A 22,809-nucleotide genomic window follows, 5' to 3' on the forward strand; every position below is an offset into this window, starting at 1 on the left:
CGGCCGTCTTATACGCTTGTCTAGAACGCATGTATAAGACAGGCGTCTGAAATCTGGGTAGGGTGAGGCCATGGGACATCGCGAGGATCTGCTCGAAGGCGCCAAGCGCTGCCTGATGGAGAAGGGGTTCGCGCGCACGACGGCGCGTGACATCGTCAAGGAGTCCGGGGCGAACCTGGCCTCGATCGGCTACCACTACGGATCGAAGGACACGCTGCTCGCGCAGGCGTACGTGGCCCTCATCGAAGGGGCGTCGCTCGACTGGGGCGGGCCGGACGAACTGGCGGGCGCGCCGGGCTCGCTCGAGCGCTTCCACGCCCTGATGGCGAACATCGTCGCCGGCCTCGGCAAGCCGGACTCCATGTGGCACCTGAGCATCGAGCTGCTGACGCTGGGCGACAAGATGCCCGCCCTGCAGGAGTACCTGGTGCGGGCCCAGGCGGAGGCCGGGCGCGGCTTCATCGGGATGATCACGGGGGAGGAGCCGCCGGTCGACGACCCCAAGGTGGCGACGCTCGGCGGGCTCCTGTCGGTGCTGTTCCTCGGGCTCGTCGCCCAGTACACCTTCGACGCGGAGACCGCGCCGTCCGCCGAGCAGCTCACCGAGGGGCTGCGGCAGCTCTTCGAACTCTCACAGGCGTGACGCCTTCAGGCCCATGTGAAGCAGCAGCCGGTCCTCGCCCTCGTCCAGGTCGAGGCCGGTGAGCTGCTCCACGCGCGACAGGCGGTAGTACAGCGTCTGGCGATGGATGCCGAGCGCCGCGGCCGTGCGGCCCGCCTGGCCTGCGCAGTCGAGGAACACCTCGGCGGTGCGCGCCAGTTGCCGGTGCGCGGGGGAGAGCAGCGGGGCGATCACCGGGTCGTGCACCGCCTCCGCGGGCAGCGCGGTCAGCAGCCGGTAGGGGCCGATCGCCGACCACTGCGCGTCGGGGCCGAGCCGCGGATCGGCCAGCGCGGCCCGCGCCGCCGCCGTCGCCTCCTGCCAGGCCGTCGCCAGCTCCGCCAGATCGTCCCGCGCCGCCCCGATCCCCGTCGCCACCGGGGAGCCCGCCCGGTCGCGCAGCTTCGCCGCCGCCGTCAGGGCGGGCGCCAACGCCTCCCGCGACCGCAGTCGTACGAGGAGGGCGAGGCACTGGCCCGTCGCACCCCACGGCACCGTGCACAGCGCGTCCGCCGCCGGAATCGTCCGCACGGACGGCGCGTCGTCCGGATCCGCCGATGGCCACGGCGCGACGCACACCACCGTGTGCAGGCCCGGCGCCCTGCTGCCGAGCGCCGTGCGCAGCGCCGCCACCGCCATGTCCCGCTGCCAGCCGCGCTCCGCCGTCAGGACGGAGTGGAACTCGCGGGTCAGGTCGGCGCCCGCCTGCGCCTCGTCGGCGAGCAGCGCGCCGATCCGGCCCGCCACCTCCATGGCGGCATCGAGCTGCTCAGCCGTGGGACCCGGTTCGTCGTCGAGCAGCCACACGTACCCGAGGACGAAACCGTGGTGACGGACGGGCAGACAGATACGGCCGCGATAGACGCCGGCCTCCGGGGTCGCCGGGATCCGGACCGGCTCCCTGGCGCTCGCGATGCCGAAGCCCTCGAACCAGGTGCGGACCGCCGACGTCGAGCCGCGGGTCAGGATCGAGCGGGTGCGCACCGGGTCGAGCGCCGTCTCGTCGAACTCCGTGTCGCTGTCGGAGACCTGCGCCCCGAACGCGATGAGCCGGAAGTCCCGGTTCTCCAGGGTCGCCGGGGCACCGAGCAGCGCGGAGATCTCGTCGACCAGGTCCTGGTAATCGCCCTTCACCCCGCCATTCTCGCCCATCCCACCGGCCCCTTCATACAGATGTCTGAGGTGGGAGCCACAGATGCGTGACAGCTGTCGATGGCACAGGATCGGAGGGATCCTTAGATTTCACGGTGGTTCCGCGTGCTGTTCCCGCTTTGCGGCAGTACGTCCCCCTTCTCAATAGATGCTTCGTGGAGGTGCCCCGTGCTGGCTCCCTTGATCCTCGCCGCGTCGCGCAGCGACAAGATGCGCGCCTTCGTGTCGGCGGCGCCGGGCACCAAGCAGGTCGTCGACCGCTTCATCGCCGGCGAATCGGTCGACCAGGTCGTGCCGATCATCGAGGACGCCGCCGCCAAGGGCCTCGAGGTCACCCTCGACGTCGTCGGCGAGGACATCACCACCGTCGAGCAGTCGCACGCCGCGCGCGACGCCTACCTGGAGCTGATCGGACGCCTCGAGAAGCTCGGCCTCGGCACCAAGGCCGAGATGTCCGTGAAGCTGTCGATGTTCGGCCAGGCCCTTGAGGGCGGCCACGAGCTCGCCCTCGCCAACGTACGGCCCGTGGTCGAGGCCGCCGCGAAGATCGGCACCACCGTCACGCTCGACGCCGAGGACCACACCACCCTCGACTCGATGTTCGCCATCCACGAGGAGCTGCGGAAGGACTTCCCGCAGACCGGCTGCGTCATCCAGGCCTACCTGTTCCGCACCGAGGACGACGCCCGCCGCCTCGCCGCCGCCGGCAGCCGCGTGCGCATCGTCAAGGGCGCCTACAAGGAGCCCGCCGAGGTCGCGTACCAGGACAAGGCGGAGATCGACAAGGCGTACGTGCGCATCATGCGCATCCTCATGGAGGGCGCCGGGTACCCGATGATCGGGTCCCACGACCCGCGACTCGTCGCCATCGCGCAGGAGCTCGCCCGGCAGGCCGGGCGCAAGCTGGACGAGTACGAGTTCCAGATGCTGTACGGGATCCGCAGCGACGAGCAGCTGCGCCTCGCCGCCGAGGGACACCGGATGCGTGTCTACACCGCGTACGGCACCGACTGGTACGGATACTTCATGCGCCGTCTCGCGGAGAAGCCGGCCAACCTTCTCTTCTTCGCCCGCTCCGTCCTCACCAAGGGCTGAGCCCGCCCGCTTGTTCAACCGATAACTCCCCGACCCCCCGAAGGAGATACGGACCCATGACCCTCGACGCCGTGACCCAGGTCCCCGCGCCGGTCAACGAGCCGGTGCACGGCTACGCCCCCGGCAGCCCGGAGCGTGCCCGCCTGGAGGCCAAGCTCAAGGAGCTGGCCGACAACCCGATCGAACTGCCCTGCACCATCGGCGGTGTGCGTCGGATGGGCGGCGGCGAGCGCTTCGACGTCGTGCAGCCGCACAACCACAAGGCCGTCATCGGTACGTACGCCAACGCCACCGAGCAGGACGCCCAGGACGCGATCGACGCCGCCCTGGCCGCCGCCCCGGCCTGGCGCGCAATGTCCTTCGACGACCGCGCCGCGATCATCCTGCGCGCCGCCGAACTCCTTTCCACGAAGTGGCGCGAGACGATGGCCGCGTCCACGATGCTCGGCCAGTCGAAGACCGCCCAGCAGGCCGAGATCGACACTCCCTGTGAGCTCATCGACTTCTGGCGCTTCAACGTCCACTACGCCCGCAACCTGCTCGCCGAGCAGCCGCCGGCGAACTCCACCGGCGTGTGGAACCGCATGGACCACCGCCCGCTGGAGGGCTTCGTCTACGCGATCACGCCGTTCAACTTCACGGCCATCGCGGGCAACCTGCCCACCGCCCCGGCGCTCATGGGCAACGTCGTCGTGTGGAAGCCGTCGCCGACGCAGACGCACGCCGCCGTCCTGCTGCTCCAGCTCCTGGAGGAGGCCGGTCTTCCGAAGGGCGTCATCAACCTGGTGACGGGTGACGGCAAGGCCGTCTCCGAGGTCGCGCTCAACCACCGTGACCTCGCCGGCATCCACTTCACCGGCTCGACCAAGACCTTCCAGCACCTGTGGAAGACGGTCGGCAACAACATCGAGAAGTACCGCACGTACCCGCGGCTCGTCGGTGAGACCGGCGGCAAGGACTTCGTCGTCGCCCACCCGAGCGCCGACCGCGCCGTCCTGAAGACCGCGCTGACGCGTGGCGCGTTCGAGTTCCAGGGCCAGAAGTGCTCGGCGACCTCGCGTGCGTACATCCCGGCGTCCATCTGGAACGACGGGTTCAAGGAGGAGTTCGCGGCCGAGGTCGACGGCATCAAGATGGGTGACGTCACCGACCTGTCGAACTTCATCGGCGCCCTCATCGACGACCGCGCGTTCGCCAAGAACAAGGCCGCGATCGACCGGGCCAAGGACGACGCGGCCTGCACGATCGTCGCCGGTGGTACGTACGACGACTCCGTGGGCTACTTCGTGCGGCCGACGGTCGTCGAGTGCTCGGACCCGGAGAACGAGGTCTTCAAGACCGAGTACTTCGGCCCGTTCCTCGCCGTGCACGTGTACGAGGACGACCAGTACGACGCCATGCTGGAGCAGATGGAGTCGGCGTCGGACTACGCGCTCACGGGGTCGGTCATCGCCAACGACCGTGCGGCCGCGGCCCACACGATGGAGAAGCTCCGCTACGCCGCGGGCAACTTCTACATCAACGACAAGTCGACCGGGGCCGTCGTCGGGCAGCAGCCGTTCGGTGGTGGGCGCGCCTCCGGCACCAACGACAAGGCCGGTGCCCCGCAGAACCTGATGCGGTGGACGCTGACCCGTGCCATCAAGGAGACGCTGGTTCCGCCGACGGACTACGTGTACCCCCACATGGGCTGACGCCCCTGCACTGGTTCCGCCCCCGCCCGAGGTTCCGCCTCGGCCGGGGGCGGTTCCGCGTCTTCCGCTCCTACGCCACGGGGCTCCGCCGACGGGGCTGTCCTGCCGCACCGGCGTTGCACCTTGGGGCTCCGCCCCAAACCCCGCTGCTCAATCGCCGCAGGGGCTTGATTTACCTGCCTGCACCGGCCCTTCAAGCTGCTGCCGCCGCCCAAGATCCCACCCGCCCCCTCCAGGGGCGTAGGCACCCCGGGGTGCCGCAACCGTTGCGGTCGACCGCCCCCCGCCTCGGGTAAGCGGCCGCCGGAACGGCTCCGCAGCCGCCCGCGGTCGGCCGCACCCGACTTGGGCAATCTGGCGAGGCGGGGTCCGGGGATCACGGAACCGTCAGGATGACCTTGCCCTGGGTGTGGCCCGAGGCGGAGAGTTCGTGGGACTTGGCGGCCTCCTCCAGGGGGAGTGCCGCCGAGACGTGGGGGCGGATGCGGCCCGCGGCGAGGAGGGCCGCGACCTTGCGAAGGGTCGCACCCGACGGCTGCACCGAGACCGGGGCAAAACGCGCGCCGCGTGCCTCCGCGTCCTCCTGGGTGACCCCCGGGTCCCACAGGACCGCCGTGACCAGCAGCCCGCCGGGCCGCAGGGTGACCAGCGTCCGGGGGCCGTAGTCACCACCGATGAGGTCGAAGGCGACGTCGACATCGCGCACGGTGCGGGCGAAGTCCGTGGTCGTGTAGTCGAGGGGCTCGTCCACCCCGAGATCCCGCAGGAACTCGTGCTTGTCGGCGCGCGCCGTCCCGATGACGTACGCCCCCTCGGCCTTGGCGATCTGCACCGCCACATGCCCCACACCCCCCGCCGCCGCGTGCACGAGCACCCGCCGCCCCGGCCCGATCTGCCCGATGTCGACGAGCGCCTGCCACGACGTGAGCGCCGCCGACGGCACCGCCGCCGCGTGCACGTGGTCGACGTTGCCGGGCTTCGGCGCCAGATGTTCCGTGCGGACCACGACGTACTCCGCGTAGCCCCCGCCCCGGATCATCGCGAACACCTCGTCGCCCGGCCGGAATTCGGTGACGTCCTGCCCCGCCGCCTCGACGACGCCGGAGACGTCCCAGCCGAGCGTGAACGGCGGATCGCCGAAGAGCGGCGCCTCGCCCGAGCGCACCATCCGGTCGACCGGGTTCACCCCCACGGCCCTGACCCGGACGAGCACTTCGCCCGCCAGTGGTTCCGGCCGCTCCGCTTCCACCACTTCGAGCACCTCTGGTCCGCCGAGCCGGCGCTGACTGATGACGCGCATGGTGGGACTCCTCCCCAGGACCCGCCGGGCCACCGCGGCCCGGGCGGGTACGGGACCCATCGTGGGGCGTGACGGGCGGGCGCGCCATGGCCCGTACCAACGCTGTGACGGGTGTGGTCGAAGGGGCCGACGGGGCTGGTGACGTGGCGTCCGTCTCAGATAGTAGGAAGTCCGAGTAATTGTGGAGACAGAAGCAGAGACCTGTCCTAGCTTTGTAGAAGCCGAACGTCTCGCCCGATCCGGCGAATGGCGGCAGCGAGCCGGAGCACCTGGCAGGCAACCCCTGCGGCTCCTCGCTCCCCGCCCTTCCGGCGCCTCGAAATCCCCATGCGCGCATCGGCGCGCGCGGATTCCCACGGATTCTCAAGGAGTCGATCCCTCATGGCCACTGCGACGCCCGTCCGCCGCCGAGTCCGCCACGTCTCCCCGTCGAGCGAAGCCGACCGCCAGGCCGCAAGGACCGCGGCCGCCGCCCTCCAGCGCGCCCTCGACCGCCGCGACAACGGCGGGGAGACCGGTCACTGAGACCGGCCGCCCCCGAGCCGCCTCAGGAACCGCGCTTCACCTCGAAGTGGTCGATGCGCTCGCCGGTCTCGGCCAGCGCCGACACCTTCATCCGGCCCTTCTCCACCTCCACCGCGAGGAACGAGAAGCCGGTGTACCGCACCCGGGACCACTCGACGGTGTCCGGGTCGGGCAGGCGTGACCTGGTCCAGTGGAAGGTGACGATCGAGTCGCGATCGTGCACGTTGCCTTCGTGGCTGTCCGGCACGCCCGGTCCGAAACCGTAGAGGTCCTTGCCGGCGCCGCCCGCGGTGACGTACACGATGCCGTCGCGCGTCGGATCGGTCGACGCGCCGACCGGCACCGGCTTGCCGACCTCGCCGTTGCCCGCGCCCTTGATGGCGTCCGTGCGCTCGTACACGTGGTTGTGCCCGTTGATCACCAGGTCCACCTGGTGCTTGGCGAACAGCGGCACCCAGGCCTCGCGCACCCCGCCGTCCGAGGCGTGCGTGGACGTCGAGTACGCGCAGTGGTGGAAGAAGACGACGATGAACTCGATGTCCTCGCGCGCCCGCAGCTCCCCGAGCCGCTTGTCGAGCCACGCCGTCTGCTTTCCGTCCAGGTAGCCCTTGTTGGCCGGGATCTCGAACGACACGTCGTTCGCGTCGAGGGCGACCACGCCCACACTCCCGTACGTGAAGGAGTAGACGCCCGGCGCGTTCTTCGGGTCGGGGCCGTTGCCGGGCAGCGACCAGCGCGCGCTCTGCCCGCCGTAGCCGTTGGGGGAGTACCAGGCCTCCATGTCGTGGTTGCCGGTCGTCACCATCCACGGCACCGACTTGGCGACCGTCTCCGTCTGCGCGAGGAACTGGTCCCACACCCGCGCGTCGTACGTGTCCGACTCCTTGCCGCGGCCGCTGCTGTCGGCGTAGCAGATGTCGCCCGCGTGCAGATGGAAGGACGGGTTCTGGCCGAGGATCACCTGGTCGTTGGCGAGCGCGTCGTAGCTGACGCCCTGGTCGCCGAAGGCCGTAAAGACGAACGTCTCCGGGGCGGCGGGCGCCGTGCGGAAGGTGCCGAGCGTGCCGATGCGCTCCGCGTCCGCCGGGTCGAAGCCGTCGTGGCCGACGCCGTAGTAGTACGTCGTGCCGGGGGTGAGGTTGTCGAGCGCGGCGTGGAGGTAGTGCTGCTCGACCTCGGGGAGCTTCTTCGACAGGGACGGCGTGTGCAGGGCGCGCACCTCCGCCGGGATCTTCCGGCTCAGCTCCCAGGGCTTCGAACCCACCCGCAGATACGGGTTCTTGACCGCGAACGGCACCTGCCACGACACCCGCATCTGCGTCTTCGGGTCGGCCCCGAACGCGAGGTGCCGGCCGAACGGGGCGACGAGCGAGCCGTCCACCTGCGCGGCCGCCCGCGTCGGCAGCAGCGGCGCCGCGTACGCGCCGGTCGCGGCGCCGCCGCCGAGCAGCGCGGCCCCGCCCACGGTGGCCGCGGCCCCCGTCAGGGCGCGCCGCCTGCTGAACTTGGCGCGCAGGTACTCGTGTTGCTCGGGCATGCTCAGTCGTCTGGCGAGCCGCTCGGGTATGCCGACATTGGGGGTGTCGTTGGCGGTGGTCATGGAAGGGAACTTCCCAGTAACGTCCAACTGCCGCCAGACGTACGGGTGAACAGAAAGCGGCGACTCGGCGGCTGTCCACATCATGGACACCGAGTGTCATCCCATGGGACGAGGAGTACGGTGCTGACATGTCTCGCAGCATCAATCTCGCAGTGATCCCCGGCGACGGTATCGGCCAGGAGGTCGTGGCCCAGGGTCTCAAGGTCCTCTCCGCCGTCCTTCCGCAGGATGTGAAGCTGGAGACCGAGGAGTACGACTTCGGCGCCAAGCGCTACCACGCGACCGGTGAGACCCTCACCGACGCCGACCTCGACTCCCTCAAGAAGCACGACGCCATCCTGCTCGGCGCCATCGGCGACCCGTCGGTGCCGTCCGGCGTCCTGGAGCGCGGCTTCCTGCTCAAGCTCCGCTTCGCGTTCGACCACCACGTGAACCTGCGCCCGTCGAAGCTCCTTCCGGGCGTCTCGACGCCGCTCGCCGGCCAGCCGGAGATCGACTTCGTCGTCGTCCGCGAGGGCACCGAGGGCCCGTACACCGGCAACGGCGGCACGATCCGCAAGGGCACCGAGCACGAGGTCGCCACCGAGGTCTCCGTCAACACCGCCTTCGGTGTGGAGCGCGTGGTCCGTGACGCCTTCGCCCGCGCCCAGGCCCGCCCCCGCAAGAAGCTCACGCTGGTCCACAAGAACAACGTGCTGACGTTCGCGGGACACCTGTGGACGAACACGTTCAACAAGGTGGCCGAGGAGTTCCCCGAGGTCACCACCGACTACATCCACGTCGACGCCGCGACGATCTACCTCGTCACCGACCCGGCCCGCTTCGACGTGATCGTCACCGACAACCTCTTCGGCGACATCATCACCGACCTCGCCGCGGCCGTCTCCGGCGGCATCGGTGTCGCGGCCTCCGGGAACATCAACCCGAGCCGCGAGTTCCCGTCCATGTTCGAGCCCGTGCACGGCTCGGCCCCGGACATCGCGGGCCAGGGCAAGGCCGACCCGAGCGCCACGATCCTCTCGGTCGCCCTCCTCCTGCGTCACCTCGGCTACGAGGCCGAGGCCGAGCGCATCGACGCCGCCGTCGCGGCGGACCTCGGCGAGCGCGGCGACACGGTCCGCTCCACCGACGAGATCGGTGACGCCCTCGTCGCCCGAGTAGTAGCCGGCTGACCCGGCGCTCATCTCGTACTGCTGAACAGCAGCAACAGCCGCCGGGTCGCACACCGCGCCCGGCGGCTGTTCCTGTGCGGCCCCTGGGTGCGACCATCAACCCATGGCCGCTTTCACGCACCCGTATCCGTCAGGTACCACCGGGTCCGTTTTCGAGCACACCCCGCCTCGCGCGATAATCGAACGCGGGGCCGCGATGTACGGCGAAGCTCGGACTTCCTAGTACCGGGAGAGCAGGCGTGAACGCGGTCCGTCACAACCAACGGTGAAGGACACGCAACCATGACGACGCCCACGATCGAGCTCAAGCCCACCTCCAGCCCGCTGTCCGCCGCGCAGCGCGAGGAGATCCTGGCCAACCCGGGATTCGGCCGCCACTTCACCGACCACATGGTGACCATCAAGTGGACCGAGGGGCGGGGCTGGCACGACGCCGAGCTCGTTCCGTACGGGCCGATCTCCCTCGACCCCTCCTCGCACGTCCTCCACTACGGCCAGGAGATCTTCGAGGGCCTCAAGGCCTACCGGCAGCCCGACGGCTCCGTCGCCGTCTTCCGCCCGGAGGCCAACGCCCGCCGCTTCCGCAACTCCTCGCGCCGCATGGCCATGGCCGAGCTGCCCGAGGAGCTGTTCATCGGGGCGCTCGACGCGCTGCTCACGCAGGACGCCGACTGGGTCCCGGAGCACGGCGGCGAGGCCGCGCTGTACCTGCGCCCGTTCATGTTCGCCTCCGAGGCCGCGCTCGGCGTCCACCCGGCCAACGAGTACATGTTCATGCTGATCGCGTCGCCGTCCGGCGCGTACTTCTCGGGCGGCGTCAAGCCGGTCACCATCTGGGTCGCCGAGGACCACGTCCGCGCCGTCCCCGGCGGCACCGGCGACGCCAAGACCGGCGGCAACTACGCCGCGTCCCTGCTGCCGCAGGCCGAGGCCGCCGCCCACGGCTGCGACCAGGTCGTCTACCTCGACGCGGTCACCCGCACCAAGGTCGAGGAGTCCGGCTCGATGAACGTCGCGTTCGTCTACGGCGACCGCATCGTCACCCCGTCGCTCACCGGCTCGATCCTCGAGGGCATCACCCGCGACTCGCTCCTCCAGGTCGCCCGCGACCTCGGCTACACCGCCGAGGAGGGCGTCATCACCCTGGAGCAGTGGCGCGCAGACGCCGCGTCGGGCGCGCTGACCGAGGTCTTCGCCTGCGGCACCGCCGCCGTCGTCACCCCGATCGGCCACGTCAAGACCAAGTCGGACCAGTGGACGCACGGTGACGGCAACCCCGGCCAGGTCACCCTCAAGCTCCGCGAGGCGCTCCTCAACCTCCAGCGCGGCACCGCGGAGGACACCCACGGCTGGATGCACAAGATCGGCTGAGCCCCGCCCCGTAGCCACGGCGAAGGCCCCGGACCGCAGCGGCGGTCCGGGGCCTTCGCCGTGCCCGCACGGGCTCTCAGTCCCCGTCGTCGCCGCCCGACCCCGAGCTCTTGCGCGGGGACGAGGCGAGCGCGCCGACGACGATCAGCAGGACCTGGCCGCAGCGCAGCAGCGCGGCGCCGGTGTACTTCGCCGCGCGGATCGCCTTCGTCCGGGCGGGGGATCTCGTGGTCTCCGTCATGGCACGCATGTTCCCACCTCGGGGGCCGTCCTGTCTTTGGAACGGCGCTCTATGTCCTTCGCCTCAGTACGTATCCGGAGGCTGGTCATTCGGATGCCGGGGTTTAGAGTGGCGTTCTAAGAACGACGAGGAGGTGTGACGGCGTGCGACTGACCCCCACGGAACGCGACCGGTTGCTGCTGTTCGGTGCCGCCGAGCTCGCGCGGTCCCGCAAGGCCCGCGGCCTGCGGCTCAACGTGCCGGAGGCGACCGCCCTGATCGCGGACACCGTCTGCGAGGCGGCCCGCGACGGCAAGCGGCTCGCCGAGGCCATCGACGCGGCCCGCTCCGCGCTCGGCCCGGACGACGTGCTGCCGGGCGTCGCGGACGTGGTGACCGAGGTGCACGTGGAGGCGGTCTTCGACGACGGCTCTCGGCTCGCGGTCGTGAGCGACCCGATCGGCACCGGCGAGGACTCCGGCTCCCTGGGCGAGGACGCCCCCGGCGCCCTGCTCCCTGGCCCCGAGCACGAGGACCCGCGCCCCGTCCTGACGCTCACCGTCACCAACACGGCGACCGTCCCCGTCTCCGTCACCTCCCACTTCCACTTCTTCGAGGCCAACCCGCGCCTGGACTTCGTGCGGGCCGAGGCGTACGGGATGCGGCTCGCGGTGCCCGCCGGGTCGTCCGTGCGGTTCGGCCCGGGGGAGACGCAGGAGGTCGGCCTGCTGCCGATCGGCGGGGACCGGATCGCCGTCGGGTTCGCCGGCCTCGTCGACGGACCGCTGGACGCGCCCGGGGCCCGCGAGGAGGCGCTCCGCCGCGCCGCCGCCTGCGGATATCTGGGCGTCGAGATCGAGGAGGAGGGCCGATGAGCCGCCCCGGAGGCCACCCCGCCGAAGCCCGCCGACTGACTCCGTACGAGTACGCGGGGACGCACGGCCCGCGCGCCGGCGACCGCGTCAGGCTCGGCGACTCGGGGCTGACGATCAAGGTCGAGTCCGACTCGCAGGCGTACGGGGACGAGTTCCTCGCCGGGTTCGGGAAGACCGCGCGCGACGGACTTCACCTGAAGGCGGCCGCCGTCCGCGACACGTGCGACATCGTGATCAGCAACGTCGTCGTGATCGACGCCGCGCTCGGGATCAGGAAGGTGTCGATCGGCATCCGCGAGGGCCGCATCCACGCCGTCGGGCGCGCGGGCAACCCGGACACGATGGACGGCGTCGACGTCGTGGTCGGCACCGGCACCACGATCGTCTCCGGCGAGGGCATGATCGCCACCGCGGGAGCCGTCGACACCCACGTCCACCTGCTGTCGCCGCGCATCATGGAGGCCTCGCTCGCCTCCGGCGTCACCACGATCATCGGCCAGGAGTTCGGCCCGGTCTGGGGCGTCGGCGTCAACTCGCCGTGGGCGCTCAAGCACGCGTTCTCCGCCTTCGACGCATGGCCGGTCAACATCGGCTTCCTGGGCCGGGGCTCGTCCTCGCACGGGGCGCCGCTGGTCGAGGCGCTCGCCGAGGGCGGTGCCTGCGGCTTCAAGGTCCATGAGGACATGGGCGCGCACACCCGCGCGCTCGACACCGCGCTGCGCGTCGCCGAGGAGCACGACGTCCAGGTCGCCCTGCACAGCGACGGCCTGAACGAGTGCCTGTCCGTCGAGGACACCCTCAAGGTCCTCGAAGGCCGCACCATCCACGCCTTCCACATCGAGGGCTGCGGCGGCGGCCACGTACCGAACGTCCTGAAGATGGCGGGCGTCCCGAACGTCATCGGCTCCTCCACCAACCCCACGCTGCCCTTCGGACGGGACGCCGTCGCCGAGCACTACGGCATGATCGTCTCCGTCCACGACCTGAAGACGGACCTGCCCGGCGACGCCGCGATGGCCCGCGACCGGATCCGCGCCGGGACGATGGGCGCCGAGGACGTGCTGCACGACCTGGGCGCCATCGGCATCACGTCGTCGGACGCGCAGGGCATGGGGCGCGCGGGCGAGACCGTGCGCCGTACGTTCGCGATGGCCGGGAAGATGAAGCACGAGCTCGGCGACCCGGGCGTCGGCCACGACAACGAGCGCGTCCTGCGCTACATGGCGAAGCTGACCATCAACCCCGCCATCGCGCACGGCCTCTCGCACGAGATCGGCTCCCTGGAGCCCGGCAAGATGGCCGACATCGTCCTCTGGTCGCCCGAGTACTTCGGGGCGAAGCCGCAGCTCGTCCTGAAGTCCGGCTTCCCCGCGTACGGGGTGGTGGGCGACCCCAACGCCGCCACCGACACCTGCGAACCCCTCGTCCTCGGACCGCAGTTCGGGGCGCACGGCGCGACGGCCGCCGAGCTCTCGGTCGCCTTCGTCGCGCAGGCCGCCGTGGACGACGGGCACGACACGATGCCCACCCGCAGGCGCCGCGTCGCCGTCCGCGGCACCCGCGGCATCGGCCCCGCCGACCTGCGCCTCAACTCCCGCACGGGATCCGTCGACGTCGACCAGCGCACCGGACTGGTCACCCTCGACGGCGACCCGCTCCGCTCCGAGCCCGCCGACTCGGTCTCCCTCAACCGCCTCTACTTCCTTTAAGGGGTCACCCGATGACGAAGCAGTACGTGATGCCGCCCGAGTGGGCCCCGCACGAGCGCACCTGGATGGCGTGGCCGGGCCCCAACCCGACCTTCTCCGACGACGCCGAACTGGCCGGGGCGCGCGCCGCCTGGGCGAAGGTCGCCAACACGGTGCGCCGCCACGAGCCGCTGACGATGGTCGTCGGCACGGGCCAGGCGGAGTCCGCCACGGCACTTCTCGACCCGTCGATCGAGCTGGTCGAGCGGGACCTCGACGACGCGTGGATGCGCGACATCGGCCCGACGTTCGTGAAGAACGAGGCCGGTGAACTGGCCGCCGTGGACTGGACGTTCAACGGCTGGGGCGCCCAGAGCTGGGCCCGCTGGGAGCACGACGCGAAGATCGCGCGGCACGTCGCGGACCTCGCGGGCGTGCCCGTCCACTCCACGTCCCTCGTGAACGAGGGCGGCGGCATCCACGTCGACGGCGAGGGCACGGTCCTGCTCACGGAGACCGTGCAGCTCGACAAGGGCCGCAACCCCGACCGTACGAAGGAGGACGTCGAGGCCGAGATCCACGCCCGGCTCGGCACCACCAAGGCGATCTGGCTGCCGCGCGGACTCACCGCGGACTACGGCGAGTTCGGCACGCGCGGCCACGTCGACATCGTCGCGGCGTTCGCGGCGCCGGGCGTCGTCCTGGTCCACACCCAGCGCGACCCCGCGCACCCGGACTTCGAGGTCAGCCGCGAGATCGTCGCGGCCCTCTCCGGGCAGACGGACGCGCGGGGCAGGAGCCTGGAGATCGTCGAGGTCCCGGCCCCGACCGTCCTCACGGACGAGGACGGCGACTGGGTCGACTACTCGTACATCAACCACTACCTCTGCAACGACGGCGTGGTGCTGTGCGGATTCGACGACCCGAACGACGAGGAGGCCGCCGCGATCTTCCGCAGGCTCTTCCCGTCCCGGACGGTCACCCTCGTCGACGCCCGCACGATCTTCGCGGCCGGCGGCGGCATCCACTGCATCACCCAGCAGCAGCCGGTCGCGGGGGCCTGAGCGTGACCGGGACGCAGCGGCGGCGCACCCCGGCGCCGCCGCGCGAGGACGTGCTCGCCGCGACCATGGCGATGATCGCGGAGCACGGCCTCGAACGGCTGACCATGGCCGCGCTCGGCCGTGAGGTCGGCATGAGCAGCGGGCACCTCGCGTACCACTTCGGCAGCAAGGACGAATTGCTCCTTCGCACGCTGGAGTGGAGCGAGGGCCGCCTCGGCGCACGCCGCAGGGAATTGCTGGTGGGTCCCGCGGGGGCCCGGGAACGCCTCGACGCCTACGTCGACCTGTACGTCCCCGACGCCCCGCGCGATCCGCACTGGACGCTGTGGCTGGAGGTGTTCAACCGCTCGCGGAACGCGGACGACGACGCGCGCGCCCGGCAGGCCGCCATCGAGGGGGCCTGGCACCGCGACCTCGTGGCGCTGCTCGCGGAGGGCATCTCGCGCGGCGAGTTCGGACCGCTCGACCCCGACCGCTTCGCGACCCGCCTGCGGGCCCTGCTCGACGGCTTCTCCATCGCGGTCGCGATCGGCCTGCGCACGGACCGGGCCGAAGTGATGGACCACGTACGGGAGTTCCTGGACGCGGCCCTCCGGGGTTAGACGGTGAACCGGATCGGGGTGCCGGGAGCGGCCTGCGCGGCGGCGCCCAGCGCGTCCTCCCGGACGACGGCGATCACGGGGTAGCCGCCGGTCGTCGGATGGTCGTGCAGGAACACCACGGGCCGGCCGTCCGGCGGCACCTGGACGGCGCCGAGGACCATGCCCTCACTGGGCAGCTCACCGTCCAACGCGCGCTCCAGGGCGGGCCCTTCGGTGCGCAGCCCGATCCGGTTGCTGTTGCCCGAGACGGTGTACGTGGCCGTGACGAACGTCCGCCGGGCGGCCTCGGTGAACCAGTCGTCCCGCGGGCCGAACCGGACGGGCAGCACGAGTTCCGCCGGGGGAGCGGGCCACGGGGCGGCGACGGGTGTGGCGGGGCGGGTACGGGGTGCGTCGCCGACGGGCAGCACGTCGCCCGTGCTCAGCGGCGCGGGCCCAAGACCCGACAGCAGATCGGTCGACCGGCTCCCGAGCACGGGCTCGACGGCGATGCCGCCGGCGACGGCGACGTACGACCGCACGCCCGCGCTGACCGCGCCCACGTCGAGGGTCGCTCCGGCGGGTACGTGGACGGGGGCGCCCCAGGCCGCGGGCGCGTCGTCGACGGTGACCGGGCAGGGGGCGCCGCCCACGACGACGGTGATGCCGCGGTCGGGCCGCAGCGCACACCCGGTGAGCGTGGTCTCCAGTACGGCGGCGTCCTCCGGATTCCCTACGAGCCGGTTCCCGAGCCGCAACGCACGCTCATCGAGCACACCGGACCGGGGCACGCCCAGGTGGGCATGGCCTGCCCGTCCGAGATCCTGCACGGTGGTGAGCGCCCCGGCGCGGGTGACGGTGATCTTCCCGGTCACGCCTCCACCACCCCGTGGCCAGGCCCCTCCGAAGGTGCGGCCTGCACCGTGCGCCGCCTTGCCCACCCTGCCGCCCTGGGGGTCCCCCCGGACGGAGTCTGGGGGAGGCAGATCGCCAAGGCGGGGTCGGCACCTTCAAGCCCCGACGCGCCGGGCAATTCCAGCCCCTGCGGCGTTTGAGCAGCGGGGGCTGGGGCGGAGCCCCGTGGCGTTGGGTCGGTGGGCCGGGGGGATCCGGCTGCTATTTCCAGCCCCTGCGGCGTTTGAGCAGCGGGGTCGGTGGCGGAGCCCCGTGGCGTTGGGTCGGTGGGCGGGGGGGATCCGGCTGCCAATTTCAGCCCCTGCGGCGTTTGAGCAGCGGGGTCCGGGGCGGAGCCCCGTGGCGTGGGCCCGGTCGGGCTGGGTGATTCGGCTGCCAAATTGAGCCCCGCCGGCGATTGAGACGCGGGGGCCGGGGCGGAGCCCCGAGGCGTCGACGCCGTCGCGGCGAAACGGACCCGCGTGCCAGGGGCCAAGAGCGCCGCCGGCTCCCGCAACGGATCCCACAACCCCGCAGGATCCGGCATCGACCCGATCAACTGCCACCCGCCCGGCGTGGCCCGCGGGTACACCGCCGAGTACCCCCCGGCCACCGCCACCGCCCCGGCAGGGACCCGCGTACGCGGCGTCGCCCGCCGCGGCACGTGCAACTCCTCCGGCAACCCGCTCAAGTACCCGAACCCGGGCGCGAACCCGCAGAACGCCACCCGGTACTCGTACGAGGAGTGCACCGCGGCGACCTCCGCCACCGACACCCCCCACAACTCCGCGACCTCGGCCAGATCGGGCCCGTCGTACACGACCGGAATGGTCACGACGTCCCCGTCCGCGGCGCCGGCCCCCGCGAGGTCCCACGCCTCGACCTCCCGCGCGAGCGCCGCCGGCTCGGCCACCCCGTCGAGCAGCACGGTCCGCGCCCCCGGCACGATCTCCCGCACCGGCGGCAGCACCCCCGCCCCCCGCCTGCGCAGCAACTCCGCGTGCAGGGACCCCGCCTGCCCGGCGTCGGCGCACTCGACGAGCAGCGCGTGCCGTCCGGCGGGCCGCACGCGCAGCCCTTCGGCGCCGCTCACGCGAACGCCCCGACCTTGACCCCGGCCCCCTCGAGCGCCACCCGCACCCGCGCGGCGATCGCGGCGGCGCCCGGGGTGTCGCCGTGCACGCACAACGACCGTGCGGCGACGGCGACATGGGACCCGTCGACCGCCTCGACTCCGCCGTCCACCGCGAAGCCGACGGACCGCCGCACCACGGCGTCCGCGTCCTCGACGACGGCGTCCGCCTCGCGGCGCGGCACGAGCGTGCCCTCCGGGGTGTAGGCACGGTCGGCGAACGCCTCGCGCACGGCAACCAGCCCGAACTCCTCGGCGGCGGCGAGCAATTGAGACCCCGGCAGGCCGAGCACCGGAAGCTCCCCGCCCGCGAGCCGCACCCCGTCGACGACGGCCCGGGCCTGCTCACCGTCCCGTACGGTCCGGTTGTAGAGCGCGCCGTGCGGCTTCACGTACGCGACCTCGGCCCCCGCCGCCTCGGCGAACACCCGCAACGCCCCGATCTGGTACGCCACTTCGGCCGCCAGCTCGTCCGGCGGCACGTCCATCGCCCGCCGCCCGAACCCGGCGAGGTCCCGGTACGAGACCTGCGCCCCGATCCGTACGCCGCGCTCGGCGGCCAGATCGCAGACCCGGCGCATCACGACGGGATCGCCCGCGTGGAAGCCGCACGCGACATTGGCGCTGGTCACCACGGACAGCAGGGCCTCGTCGTCGGTGAGCGTCCACCGGCCGAAGCCCTCGCCGAGGTCGGCATTGAGGTCGATGACATCCTGAAGCACCGCCTCAACGTAGAGGATCGTTGAACGATCCGACAAGAGAAGTCCGTACTCCGGAACCTCTTGTTAGATCGTTGAACGATCCTCTAGGGTCCGTGCATCCCTCATCCATAGTGCGTCCCTCATCGAAAAGGCCGCCGCATGATCGTTCTGCTCGGCGTGCTCGTGGTGATCCTCGGATTCGTCACGCGCCGCAATCCCGTACTGGTGGTCGGCGTCGCCGGCATCGTCACCGGACTGCTCGGCAAGATGAACCCGATGGAGATCCTCGCCGCTTTCGGCACCTCCTTCGCCGACAGCCGCTCCGTCACCGTGTTCGCCATCGTGCTCCCGGTGATCGGCCTCCTGGAGCGCTACGGCCTGCGGGAACAGGCCCGCACCCTGATCGGCAAGCTCGGCAGGCTCAGCGCCGGCCGCTTCCTCACCGCGTACCTGCTGGTCCGCCAGGTCACCGCCGCCTTCGGCCTCAACAACCTCGGCGGCCCCGCCCAGGCCGTGCGCCCGCTCGTCGCGCCGATGGCCGAGGCCGCCGCCGAGCGCAAGTCGGGGGCCGTGCTGCCGGACAAGCTGCGCGAGAAGGTCCGCTCCTACTCCGCGTCCGCCGACACCGTCGGCGTCTTCTTCGGCGAGGACTGCTTCATCGCGATCGGCTCGATCCTGCTCATCACCGGCTTCGTCAACTCGACGTACCACGAGCACCTCGAACCCACCCAGCTCGCGCTCTGGGCCATCCCGCTCGCCGTCTGCGCCTTCGTCATCCACGGCGCCCGGCTGCTCCTCCTCGACCGGCAGCTGGAGCGCGAGCTGGCGCTCGCCGTCGCCGAACACGACATCCCCCTGCCGAAGGAGACCTCGAAGTGATCAAGGTCGAATGGCTCTACTGGCTGATCGGGCTCGTGTTCGTCGTCATGGCCGTCCAGATGGCGATGGACCGCAGCAACCCCAAGCGCTGGACGTCCGCCGCCTTCTGGGGCCTCCTCGGCCTCACCTTCCCCTACGGCACCGGGGTCGCCGGCGGCTCGAAGGCGCTGCCCGCCGAACCCCTCGGCGTCGCGGTCCTCGCCCTCATCGCCCTCGCCGGGTTCAACTTCATCGGCAAGGGCGAACCGGTCACCACGACGCAGGAACAGCGCGAGAAGTCCGCCGCGCGCCTCGGCAACAAGCTCTTCATCCCTGCGCTCACCATCCCGCTCGTCGCGATCGTCTGCGCCTCCTTCCTCGACGACTCGGGCCTCTTCGAGACCGGCCAGGCCACCCTCCTCGGGCTCGGCGTCGGCTGCGTCGTCGCGCTGATCGTCGGCATGGTCGTCACCGGCGAGCGGAAGGTGTCCACGCCGATCCACTCCGGGCGTTCGATGCTGGAGGCGATGGGCTCGGCGCTGCTGCTGCCGCAGCTGCTCTCCGTCCTCGGCTCGATCTTCGCGGTCGCCGGCGTCGGCACCCAGGTCGGGAAGATCACCAACGCGGTACTGCCCGACGACTCCAAGTACCTGGCCGTCGTCGCGTACTGCGTCGGCATGTTCCTGTTCACCGTGATCATGGGCAACGCGTTCGCCGCGTTCCCCGTCATGACCGCGGCGATCGGCTGGCCGGTGCTCATCGTGCAGATGGGCGGCAACGAACCGGCGATCCTCGCGATGGGCATGCTCGCCGGCTTCAGCGGCACGCTCGTCACGCCCATGGCCGCCAACTTCAACATCGTCCCGGCGACGCTCCTCGAACTGAAGGACCAGTACGGGCCGATCAAGGCACAACTGCCGACGGGCGTCGCGCTCCTCGGCTGCAACATCGTGATCATGTCGCTCTTCGCGTTCTAGGAGGTCGAGAGATGACTCGGGTGCTCATCACCGGGTTCGAACCGTTCGGCGGGGAGTCCGTGAACCCCTCCTGGCAGGCGGCGGAGGCCGTCGCCGCCGATCCGCCGGAGGGCCTGTCCGTCACGGCGGTCCGACTCCCGTGCGTCTTCGGCGAGTCGATCACCGCCCTGCGGAAGGCGGTGGCGGAGACGTCGCCCGACCTCGTCGTCTGCCTCGGCCAGGCGGGCGGCCGCCCCGGCGTCACCGTCGAGCGCGTCGCGATCAACGTCGACGACGCCCGCATCCCCGACAATGCCGGGGCCCAGCCGATCGACGAACCGGTGGTGCCGGGCGGCCCGGCGGCGTACTTCTCCTCGCTCCCCGTGAAGGCATGCGTGGCGGCGATGCGTGAGGCGGGCGTCCCGGCGGCCCTGTCCAACACGGCCGGAACGTTCGTCTGCAACCACGTCGCGTACGGCCTCGCCCACCTCCTGGCCACCGAACTCCCGCACGTACGCGGCGGCTTCGTCCACGTCCCGTGGTCCCCCGAGCAGGTCACGGACGGCACGGCCCCGGCACTCGCGGTCGAGACGGTGGCGGAGGGCGTCCGCGCGTTGCTGCTGACCGCGGCGTCGACCGGCGAGGACCTGCGGGTCACCGAGGGCGCGACTCATTAGAGGTGGCGCCTTGCGCCCTCGAAGCCCGCACCGTGGTGGCGTTCGCGCAGTTCCCCGCGCCCCTTTCAGGGGCGCGGGGAACTGCGCGAACGCAACCCACAACACCACCGCACCCGGCACCGCACACGCACCCCGCGGACACCCACCCGCACCCTCACCCCGCCCCACCGAAACGGACCCCCATGCTCACCCCGGAGGAAACCGCCCAGCTGGCGGCAGCCAACGTCACCCGCGAATACCCCAACTTCACCGCCCACCTCACCACCTCCCCGGCCGACAACCCCCGCCCGTCCGACCTCCACCCCGCCTTCTACGGCGCCTACGACTGGCACTCGTCGGTCCACATGCACTGGCTGCTGCTGCGCACCCGGCCGGAGGCCCACGCCGACGTGCTCGACCGCCACCTCACCCGCGAGAACCTCGCCACCGAGGCCGCGTACCTCCTCGACCGCCCGAGCTTCGAGCGCCCCTACGGCTGGGCCTGGCTCGTCGCCCTCGCCGCCCAGTGCCGGGGCACCCGCTGGGCCGACGCCTTCGAACCCGCCGTCGACGCGGTCGACCGCCTCCTCACGGACTGGCTCCCCAAGGCCACGTATCCCGTGCGCCACGGCAATCACCCCAACAGCGCCTTCGCCCTCGGCCTGATCCTCGACACGGGGGAGCGGGCCGGACTTCCGGGCCGCACCCTGGACGCCGTACGGGACCGCCTGCGCAGCTGGTTCGCCGACGACCACGACGCGCCCGCCCACTGGGAGCCGTCGGGTCAGGACTTCCTGTCGCCCGCGCTCACGGAGGCCGACGCGATGCGCAGCGTGTTCGAGAACGCCGACGACTTCGCCGCCTGGCTCGACCGCTTCCTCCCGGCCCTCGCCACCGGAGCACCCTGTCCGCTGCTCGACGTGCCGGTCGTCTCCGACCACGCCGACCCGCAGATCGGCCACCTCCTCGGCCTCGCGCTCTCCCGCGCCGCGTCCCTGCGCGCCATCGCGAACGCCCTGCCCGAGGGCGCCGTGCGCGAACGCCTCGCGAAGGCCGCTCAGGAGCACCTCGACGCGGGCCTCCCGGCCGTCGAGAGCGGCGACTTCACGACCGACCACTGGCTCGCGACGTTCGCCGAACTCGCCCGTGAACACTATGAACGCAAGTAGGCGCGATCGTTGCCAGGTACACCCTTGCCCTGAGCACGACAGGTCCCGCATCGTGCCGATCATGGAACGACAGCAATGGAAGAAGATCCTGGTCGGCTCGGCCGGGAACATGGTCGAGTGGTTCGACTGGTTCGTGTACGCCAGCTTCGCGACGTACTTCGCGGGGTCCTTCTTCCCCAGCGGCAACCCGACCGCCCAGCTGATGAACACCGCCGGCATCTTCGCCGTCGGCTTCTTCATGCGCCCCGTGGGCGGCTGGCTGCTCGGCCGGGTCGGTGACCGCAAGGGCCGCAAGGCCGCGCTGACCCTCACGGTCACCCTGATGTCCGCCTCGGCGATCCTCATCGCCGTCGCACCGACCTACGCGGTGGCCGGCTACGGCGGCGCCGCCGTCCTGCTGATCGCCCGCCTCCTCCAGGGCCTCTCGGTCGGCGGCGAGTACGCGGCCAGCGCCACGTACCTCACCGAGGCCTCCAGCCCCGAGAAGCGCGGCTTCGCCTCCAGCTTCCAGTACGTGTCGATGACCGCGGGCCAGATCGTCGGCCTCGGCCTCCAGATCCTGCTCCAGCGCACGATGTCCGACGACGCCCTGCACAGCTGGGGCTGGCGCATCCCGTTCATCATCGGCGCCCTCGGCGCGGCGATCATCTTCTACCTGCGCCGCAACATGCTGGAGACCGACGTCTACGAGGAGTCCGCCGACGCCGACGCCACCGTGGGCGGCGACGACAAGGGCACCCTCAAGGCCCTGTGGGCGCACAAGCGCGAGGCGTTCCTCGTCATCGCCCTCACCATGGGCGGCACCGTCGCCTACTACACGTACACGACGTACCTGACGAAGTACCTCTCCAACTCCGCGGGCCTCAGCAAGCAGACGGCCACCCTCGTCTCCTTCTGCGCCCTCGTCGTCTTCGCCTGCCTCCAGCCGCTCGCCGGAGCCCTCTCCGACCGCATCGGCCGCCGCCCGCTCCTGATCACCTTCGCGATCGGCTCGACCTTCCTGACGGTCCCGATCATGACGCTGCTCCAGCACGCGGGCTCCTTCTGGCCGGCCCTCGGCCTCTCGCTGCTCGCGCTCCTCATCGTCACGGGCTACACGTCCATCAACGCCTGCGTGAAGGCCGAACTCTTCCCGACCGGCATCCGCGCCCTCGGCGTGGCCCTCCCGTACGCCATCGCCAACGCCCTCTTCGGCGGCACCGCCGAATACGTCGCCCTCTGGTTCAAGAACGCGGGCATCGAGTCCGGCTTCTACTGGTACGTCGCCGGCTGCGCGGCCGTCTCCCTGATCGTCTATCTGACGATGCGCGAGACCCGCGACATCGACCTGAACCGCGTCAAGACCGCGGAACCGGCCACGAACCAGGAAAAGCAGGTCGCCTGACCGCATCGTGAGACCACGGCCCGGCCCCCGGCCGGGCTGTGGCAGACTGCCGCCGTGCTCT

At 71.4% G+C, this 22,809-nt stretch carries 21 protein-coding genes and 1 pseudogene; 15 read left to right on the plus strand and 7 right to left on the minus strand.

Annotated features, from left to right (window positions below; genetic code table 11):
• The first annotated feature begins 70 nt into the window (after positions 1-70).
• Positions 71-643 carry a TetR/AcrR family transcriptional regulator gene (locus ACTWJ8_RS26790; RefSeq protein ID WP_356389117.1) on the plus strand — a complete coding sequence of 191 codons (573 nt, stop codon included), beginning with the start codon at positions 71-73 and terminating at the stop codon, positions 641-643.
• Here the strand turns inward: ACTWJ8_RS26790 and ACTWJ8_RS26795 are convergent.
• Positions 632-1,813: a PucR family transcriptional regulator gene (locus ACTWJ8_RS26795; protein ID WP_443260469.1), complete on the minus strand. Its 1,182-nt coding sequence runs from the start codon at positions 1,811-1,813 to the stop codon at positions 632-634. The two genes, ACTWJ8_RS26790 and ACTWJ8_RS26795, sit on opposite strands and share 12 nt — an antisense overlap.
• 168 nt (positions 1,814-1,981) lie before the next feature.
• Here ACTWJ8_RS26795 and ACTWJ8_RS26800 point away from each other — a divergent pair, with 168 nt between their 5' ends.
• Positions 1,982-2,908 carry a proline dehydrogenase family protein gene (locus tag ACTWJ8_RS26800; RefSeq protein WP_356389114.1) on the plus strand — a complete coding sequence of 309 codons (927 nt, stop codon included), beginning with the start codon at positions 1,982-1,984 and terminating at the stop codon, positions 2,906-2,908.
• Positions 2,909-2,964: 56 nt separating this feature from the next.
• Positions 2,965-4,602 carry an L-glutamate gamma-semialdehyde dehydrogenase gene (pruA, locus tag ACTWJ8_RS26805; RefSeq protein ID WP_443260470.1) on the plus strand — a complete coding sequence of 546 codons (1,638 nt, stop codon included), beginning with the start codon at positions 2,965-2,967 and terminating at the stop codon, positions 4,600-4,602.
• A 376-nt stretch (positions 4,603-4,978) separates the two neighbouring features.
• Here pruA and ACTWJ8_RS26810 read toward each other — a convergent pair whose 3' ends face one another.
• Positions 4,979-5,902, minus strand: a complete 924-nt coding sequence (locus ACTWJ8_RS26810; RefSeq protein WP_443260471.1) for an NADP-dependent oxidoreductase — start codon at positions 5,900-5,902, stop codon at positions 4,979-4,981.
• 381 nt (positions 5,903-6,283) lie between these two features.
• Here ACTWJ8_RS26810 and ACTWJ8_RS26815 point away from each other — a divergent pair, with 381 nt between their 5' ends.
• Positions 6,284-6,427 (plus strand): hypothetical protein, encoded by a 144-nt coding sequence (locus ACTWJ8_RS26815; protein WP_266714423.1) that lies wholly within the window; start codon positions 6,284-6,286, stop codon positions 6,425-6,427.
• Positions 6,428-6,449: 22 nt separating this feature from the next.
• On the opposite strand, the gene ACTWJ8_RS26820 is transcribed toward ACTWJ8_RS26815, so the two are convergent.
• Positions 6,450-8,027 carry a purple acid phosphatase family protein gene (locus ACTWJ8_RS26820; protein ID WP_443260472.1) on the minus strand — a complete coding sequence of 526 codons (1,578 nt, stop codon included), beginning with the start codon at positions 8,025-8,027 and terminating at the stop codon, positions 6,450-6,452.
• 128 nt (positions 8,028-8,155) lie between these two features.
• Between ACTWJ8_RS26820 and ACTWJ8_RS26825 the strand changes: the two genes are divergently transcribed.
• Both ACTWJ8_RS26825 and ACTWJ8_RS26830 read left to right on the plus strand, forming a co-directional pair.
• Complete coding sequence (locus ACTWJ8_RS26825; protein WP_356389106.1) at positions 8,156-9,199, plus strand: 3-isopropylmalate dehydrogenase; 1,044 nt, start codon at positions 8,156-8,158, stop codon at positions 9,197-9,199.
• A 282-nt stretch (positions 9,200-9,481) separates the two neighbouring features.
• The gene (locus ACTWJ8_RS26830) at positions 9,482-10,570 is read left to right on the plus strand and encodes a branched-chain amino acid aminotransferase (RefSeq protein ID WP_356389104.1); all 1,089 of its coding nucleotides are present in this window, start codon (positions 9,482-9,484) and stop codon (positions 10,568-10,570) included.
• 76 nt (positions 10,571-10,646) lie between these two features.
• On the opposite strand, the gene ACTWJ8_RS26835 is transcribed toward ACTWJ8_RS26830, so the two are convergent.
• Entirely contained in the window at positions 10,647-10,811 is a 165-nt protein-coding gene (locus tag ACTWJ8_RS26835) for a hypothetical protein (RefSeq protein ID WP_356389102.1), read from the minus strand.
• 143 nt (positions 10,812-10,954) lie between these two features.
• Between ACTWJ8_RS26835 and ureA the strand changes: the two genes are divergently transcribed.
• From ureA to ACTWJ8_RS26855, 4 genes are all read left to right on the plus strand, one after another.
• On the plus strand, positions 10,955-11,665 hold the full coding sequence (ureA, locus tag ACTWJ8_RS26840) for an urease subunit gamma (protein ID WP_443260473.1): 711 nt from the start codon (positions 10,955-10,957) through the stop codon (positions 11,663-11,665).
• Positions 11,662-13,374, plus strand: coding sequence for an urease subunit alpha (locus tag ACTWJ8_RS26845; RefSeq protein ID WP_356389098.1), 1,713 nt, complete (start codon positions 11,662-11,664; stop codon positions 13,372-13,374). Before ureA ends, ACTWJ8_RS26845 begins: the two co-directional genes overlap by 4 nt.
• 11 nt (positions 13,375-13,385) lie before the next feature.
• Positions 13,386-14,417, plus strand: coding sequence for an agmatine deiminase family protein (locus tag ACTWJ8_RS26850; RefSeq protein WP_443260474.1), 1,032 nt, complete (start codon positions 13,386-13,388; stop codon positions 14,415-14,417).
• A gap of 65 nt (positions 14,418-14,482) precedes the next feature.
• The gene (locus ACTWJ8_RS26855; protein WP_443265007.1) at positions 14,483-15,019 is read left to right on the plus strand and encodes a TetR/AcrR family transcriptional regulator; all 537 of its coding nucleotides are present in this window, start codon (positions 14,483-14,485) and stop codon (positions 15,017-15,019) included.
• Here ACTWJ8_RS26855 and ACTWJ8_RS26860 read toward each other — a convergent pair.
• From ACTWJ8_RS26860 to ACTWJ8_RS26870, 3 genes and pseudogenes are all read right to left on the minus strand, one after another.
• Positions 15,016-15,873, minus strand: a complete 858-nt coding sequence (locus ACTWJ8_RS26860) for a biotin-dependent carboxyltransferase family protein (RefSeq protein ID WP_356389092.1) — start codon at positions 15,871-15,873, stop codon at positions 15,016-15,018. The two genes, ACTWJ8_RS26855 and ACTWJ8_RS26860, sit on opposite strands and share 4 nt — an antisense overlap.
• Positions 15,874-16,319: 446 nt before the next feature.
• Positions 16,320-16,985, minus strand: a pseudogene (locus ACTWJ8_RS26865) (5-oxoprolinase subunit B family protein); the annotation flags it as partial.
• Positions 16,982-17,746: a LamB/YcsF family protein gene (locus ACTWJ8_RS26870; RefSeq protein ID WP_443260475.1), complete on the minus strand. Its 765-nt coding sequence runs from the start codon at positions 17,744-17,746 to the stop codon at positions 16,982-16,984. The gene ACTWJ8_RS26870 and the pseudogene ACTWJ8_RS26865, both read right to left, overlap by 4 nt.
• 138 nt (positions 17,747-17,884) lie before the next feature.
• Here ACTWJ8_RS26870 and ACTWJ8_RS26875 point away from each other — a divergent pair, with 138 nt between their 5' ends.
• The 5 genes from ACTWJ8_RS26875 (at position 17,885) to ACTWJ8_RS26895 (ending at position 22,748) form a co-directional block, all read left to right on the plus strand.
• A complete protein-coding gene (locus tag ACTWJ8_RS26875; RefSeq protein ID WP_356389088.1) occupies positions 17,885-18,604 on the plus strand; it encodes a DUF969 domain-containing protein in 720 nt (239 codons plus the stop codon).
• On the plus strand, positions 18,601-19,560 hold the full coding sequence (locus ACTWJ8_RS26880) for a DUF979 domain-containing protein (protein WP_356389086.1): 960 nt from the start codon (positions 18,601-18,603) through the stop codon (positions 19,558-19,560). The genes ACTWJ8_RS26875 and ACTWJ8_RS26880 overlap by 4 nt, the downstream gene beginning before the upstream one ends.
• An 11-nt stretch (positions 19,561-19,571) precedes the next feature.
• Complete coding sequence (pcp, locus tag ACTWJ8_RS26885; RefSeq protein WP_356389084.1) at positions 19,572-20,216, plus strand: pyroglutamyl-peptidase I; 645 nt, start codon at positions 19,572-19,574, stop codon at positions 20,214-20,216.
• Between the two features lie 182 nt (positions 20,217-20,398).
• Positions 20,399-21,364 carry a DUF2891 domain-containing protein gene (locus ACTWJ8_RS26890; RefSeq protein WP_356388855.1) on the plus strand — a complete coding sequence of 322 codons (966 nt, stop codon included), beginning with the start codon at positions 20,399-20,401 and terminating at the stop codon, positions 21,362-21,364.
• A gap of 61 nt (positions 21,365-21,425) precedes the next feature.
• The gene (locus ACTWJ8_RS26895; RefSeq protein WP_443260476.1) at positions 21,426-22,748 is read left to right on the plus strand and encodes an MFS transporter; all 1,323 of its coding nucleotides are present in this window, start codon (positions 21,426-21,428) and stop codon (positions 22,746-22,748) included.
• Positions 22,749-22,809 lie beyond the last annotated feature (61 nt).

The sequence above is a fragment of the Streptomyces sp. SDT5-1 genome (assembly GCF_052245995.1).
In the GTDB taxonomy this organism is placed as follows: domain Bacteria; phylum Actinomycetota; class Actinomycetes; order Streptomycetales; family Streptomycetaceae; genus Streptomyces.

Bases quoted from the DNA above. Each gene is read 5' to 3' on its own strand.
- ACTWJ8_RS26790 (WP_356389117.1), top strand. From the start codon at position 71: ATGGGACATCGCGAGGATCTGCTCGAAGGCGCCAAGCGCTGCCTGATG.
- ACTWJ8_RS26795 (WP_443260469.1), bottom strand. From the start codon at position 1,813: ATGGGCGAGAATGGCGGGGTGAAGGGCGATTACCAGGACCTGGTCGAC.
- pruA (WP_443260470.1), top strand. From the start codon at position 2,965: ATGACCCTCGACGCCGTGACCCAGGTCCCCGCGCCGGTCAACGAGCCG.
- ACTWJ8_RS26810 (WP_443260471.1), bottom strand. From the start codon at position 5,902: ATGCGCGTCATCAGTCAGCGCCGGCTCGGCGGACCAGAGGTGCTCGAA.
- ACTWJ8_RS26815 (WP_266714423.1), top strand. From the start codon at position 6,284: ATGGCCACTGCGACGCCCGTCCGCCGCCGAGTCCGCCACGTCTCCCCG.
- ACTWJ8_RS26820 (WP_443260472.1), bottom strand. From the start codon at position 8,027: ATGACCACCGCCAACGACACCCCCAATGTCGGCATACCCGAGCGGCTC.
- ACTWJ8_RS26825 (WP_356389106.1), top strand. From the start codon at position 8,156: ATGTCTCGCAGCATCAATCTCGCAGTGATCCCCGGCGACGGTATCGGC.
- ACTWJ8_RS26830 (WP_356389104.1), top strand. From the start codon at position 9,482: ATGACGACGCCCACGATCGAGCTCAAGCCCACCTCCAGCCCGCTGTCC.
- ACTWJ8_RS26835 (WP_356389102.1), bottom strand. From the start codon at position 10,811: ATGACGGAGACCACGAGATCCCCCGCCCGGACGAAGGCGATCCGCGCG.
- ACTWJ8_RS26845 (WP_356389098.1), top strand. From the start codon at position 11,662: ATGAGCCGCCCCGGAGGCCACCCCGCCGAAGCCCGCCGACTGACTCCG.
- ACTWJ8_RS26850 (WP_443260474.1), top strand. From the start codon at position 13,386: ATGACGAAGCAGTACGTGATGCCGCCCGAGTGGGCCCCGCACGAGCGC.
- ACTWJ8_RS26855 (WP_443265007.1), top strand. From the start codon at position 14,483: ATGGCGATGATCGCGGAGCACGGCCTCGAACGGCTGACCATGGCCGCG.
- ACTWJ8_RS26875 (WP_356389088.1), top strand. From the start codon at position 17,885: ATGATCGTTCTGCTCGGCGTGCTCGTGGTGATCCTCGGATTCGTCACG.
- pcp (WP_356389084.1), top strand. From the start codon at position 19,572: ATGACTCGGGTGCTCATCACCGGGTTCGAACCGTTCGGCGGGGAGTCC.
- ACTWJ8_RS26890 (WP_356388855.1), top strand. From the start codon at position 20,399: ATGCTCACCCCGGAGGAAACCGCCCAGCTGGCGGCAGCCAACGTCACC.
- ACTWJ8_RS26895 (WP_443260476.1), top strand. From the start codon at position 21,426: ATGGAACGACAGCAATGGAAGAAGATCCTGGTCGGCTCGGCCGGGAAC.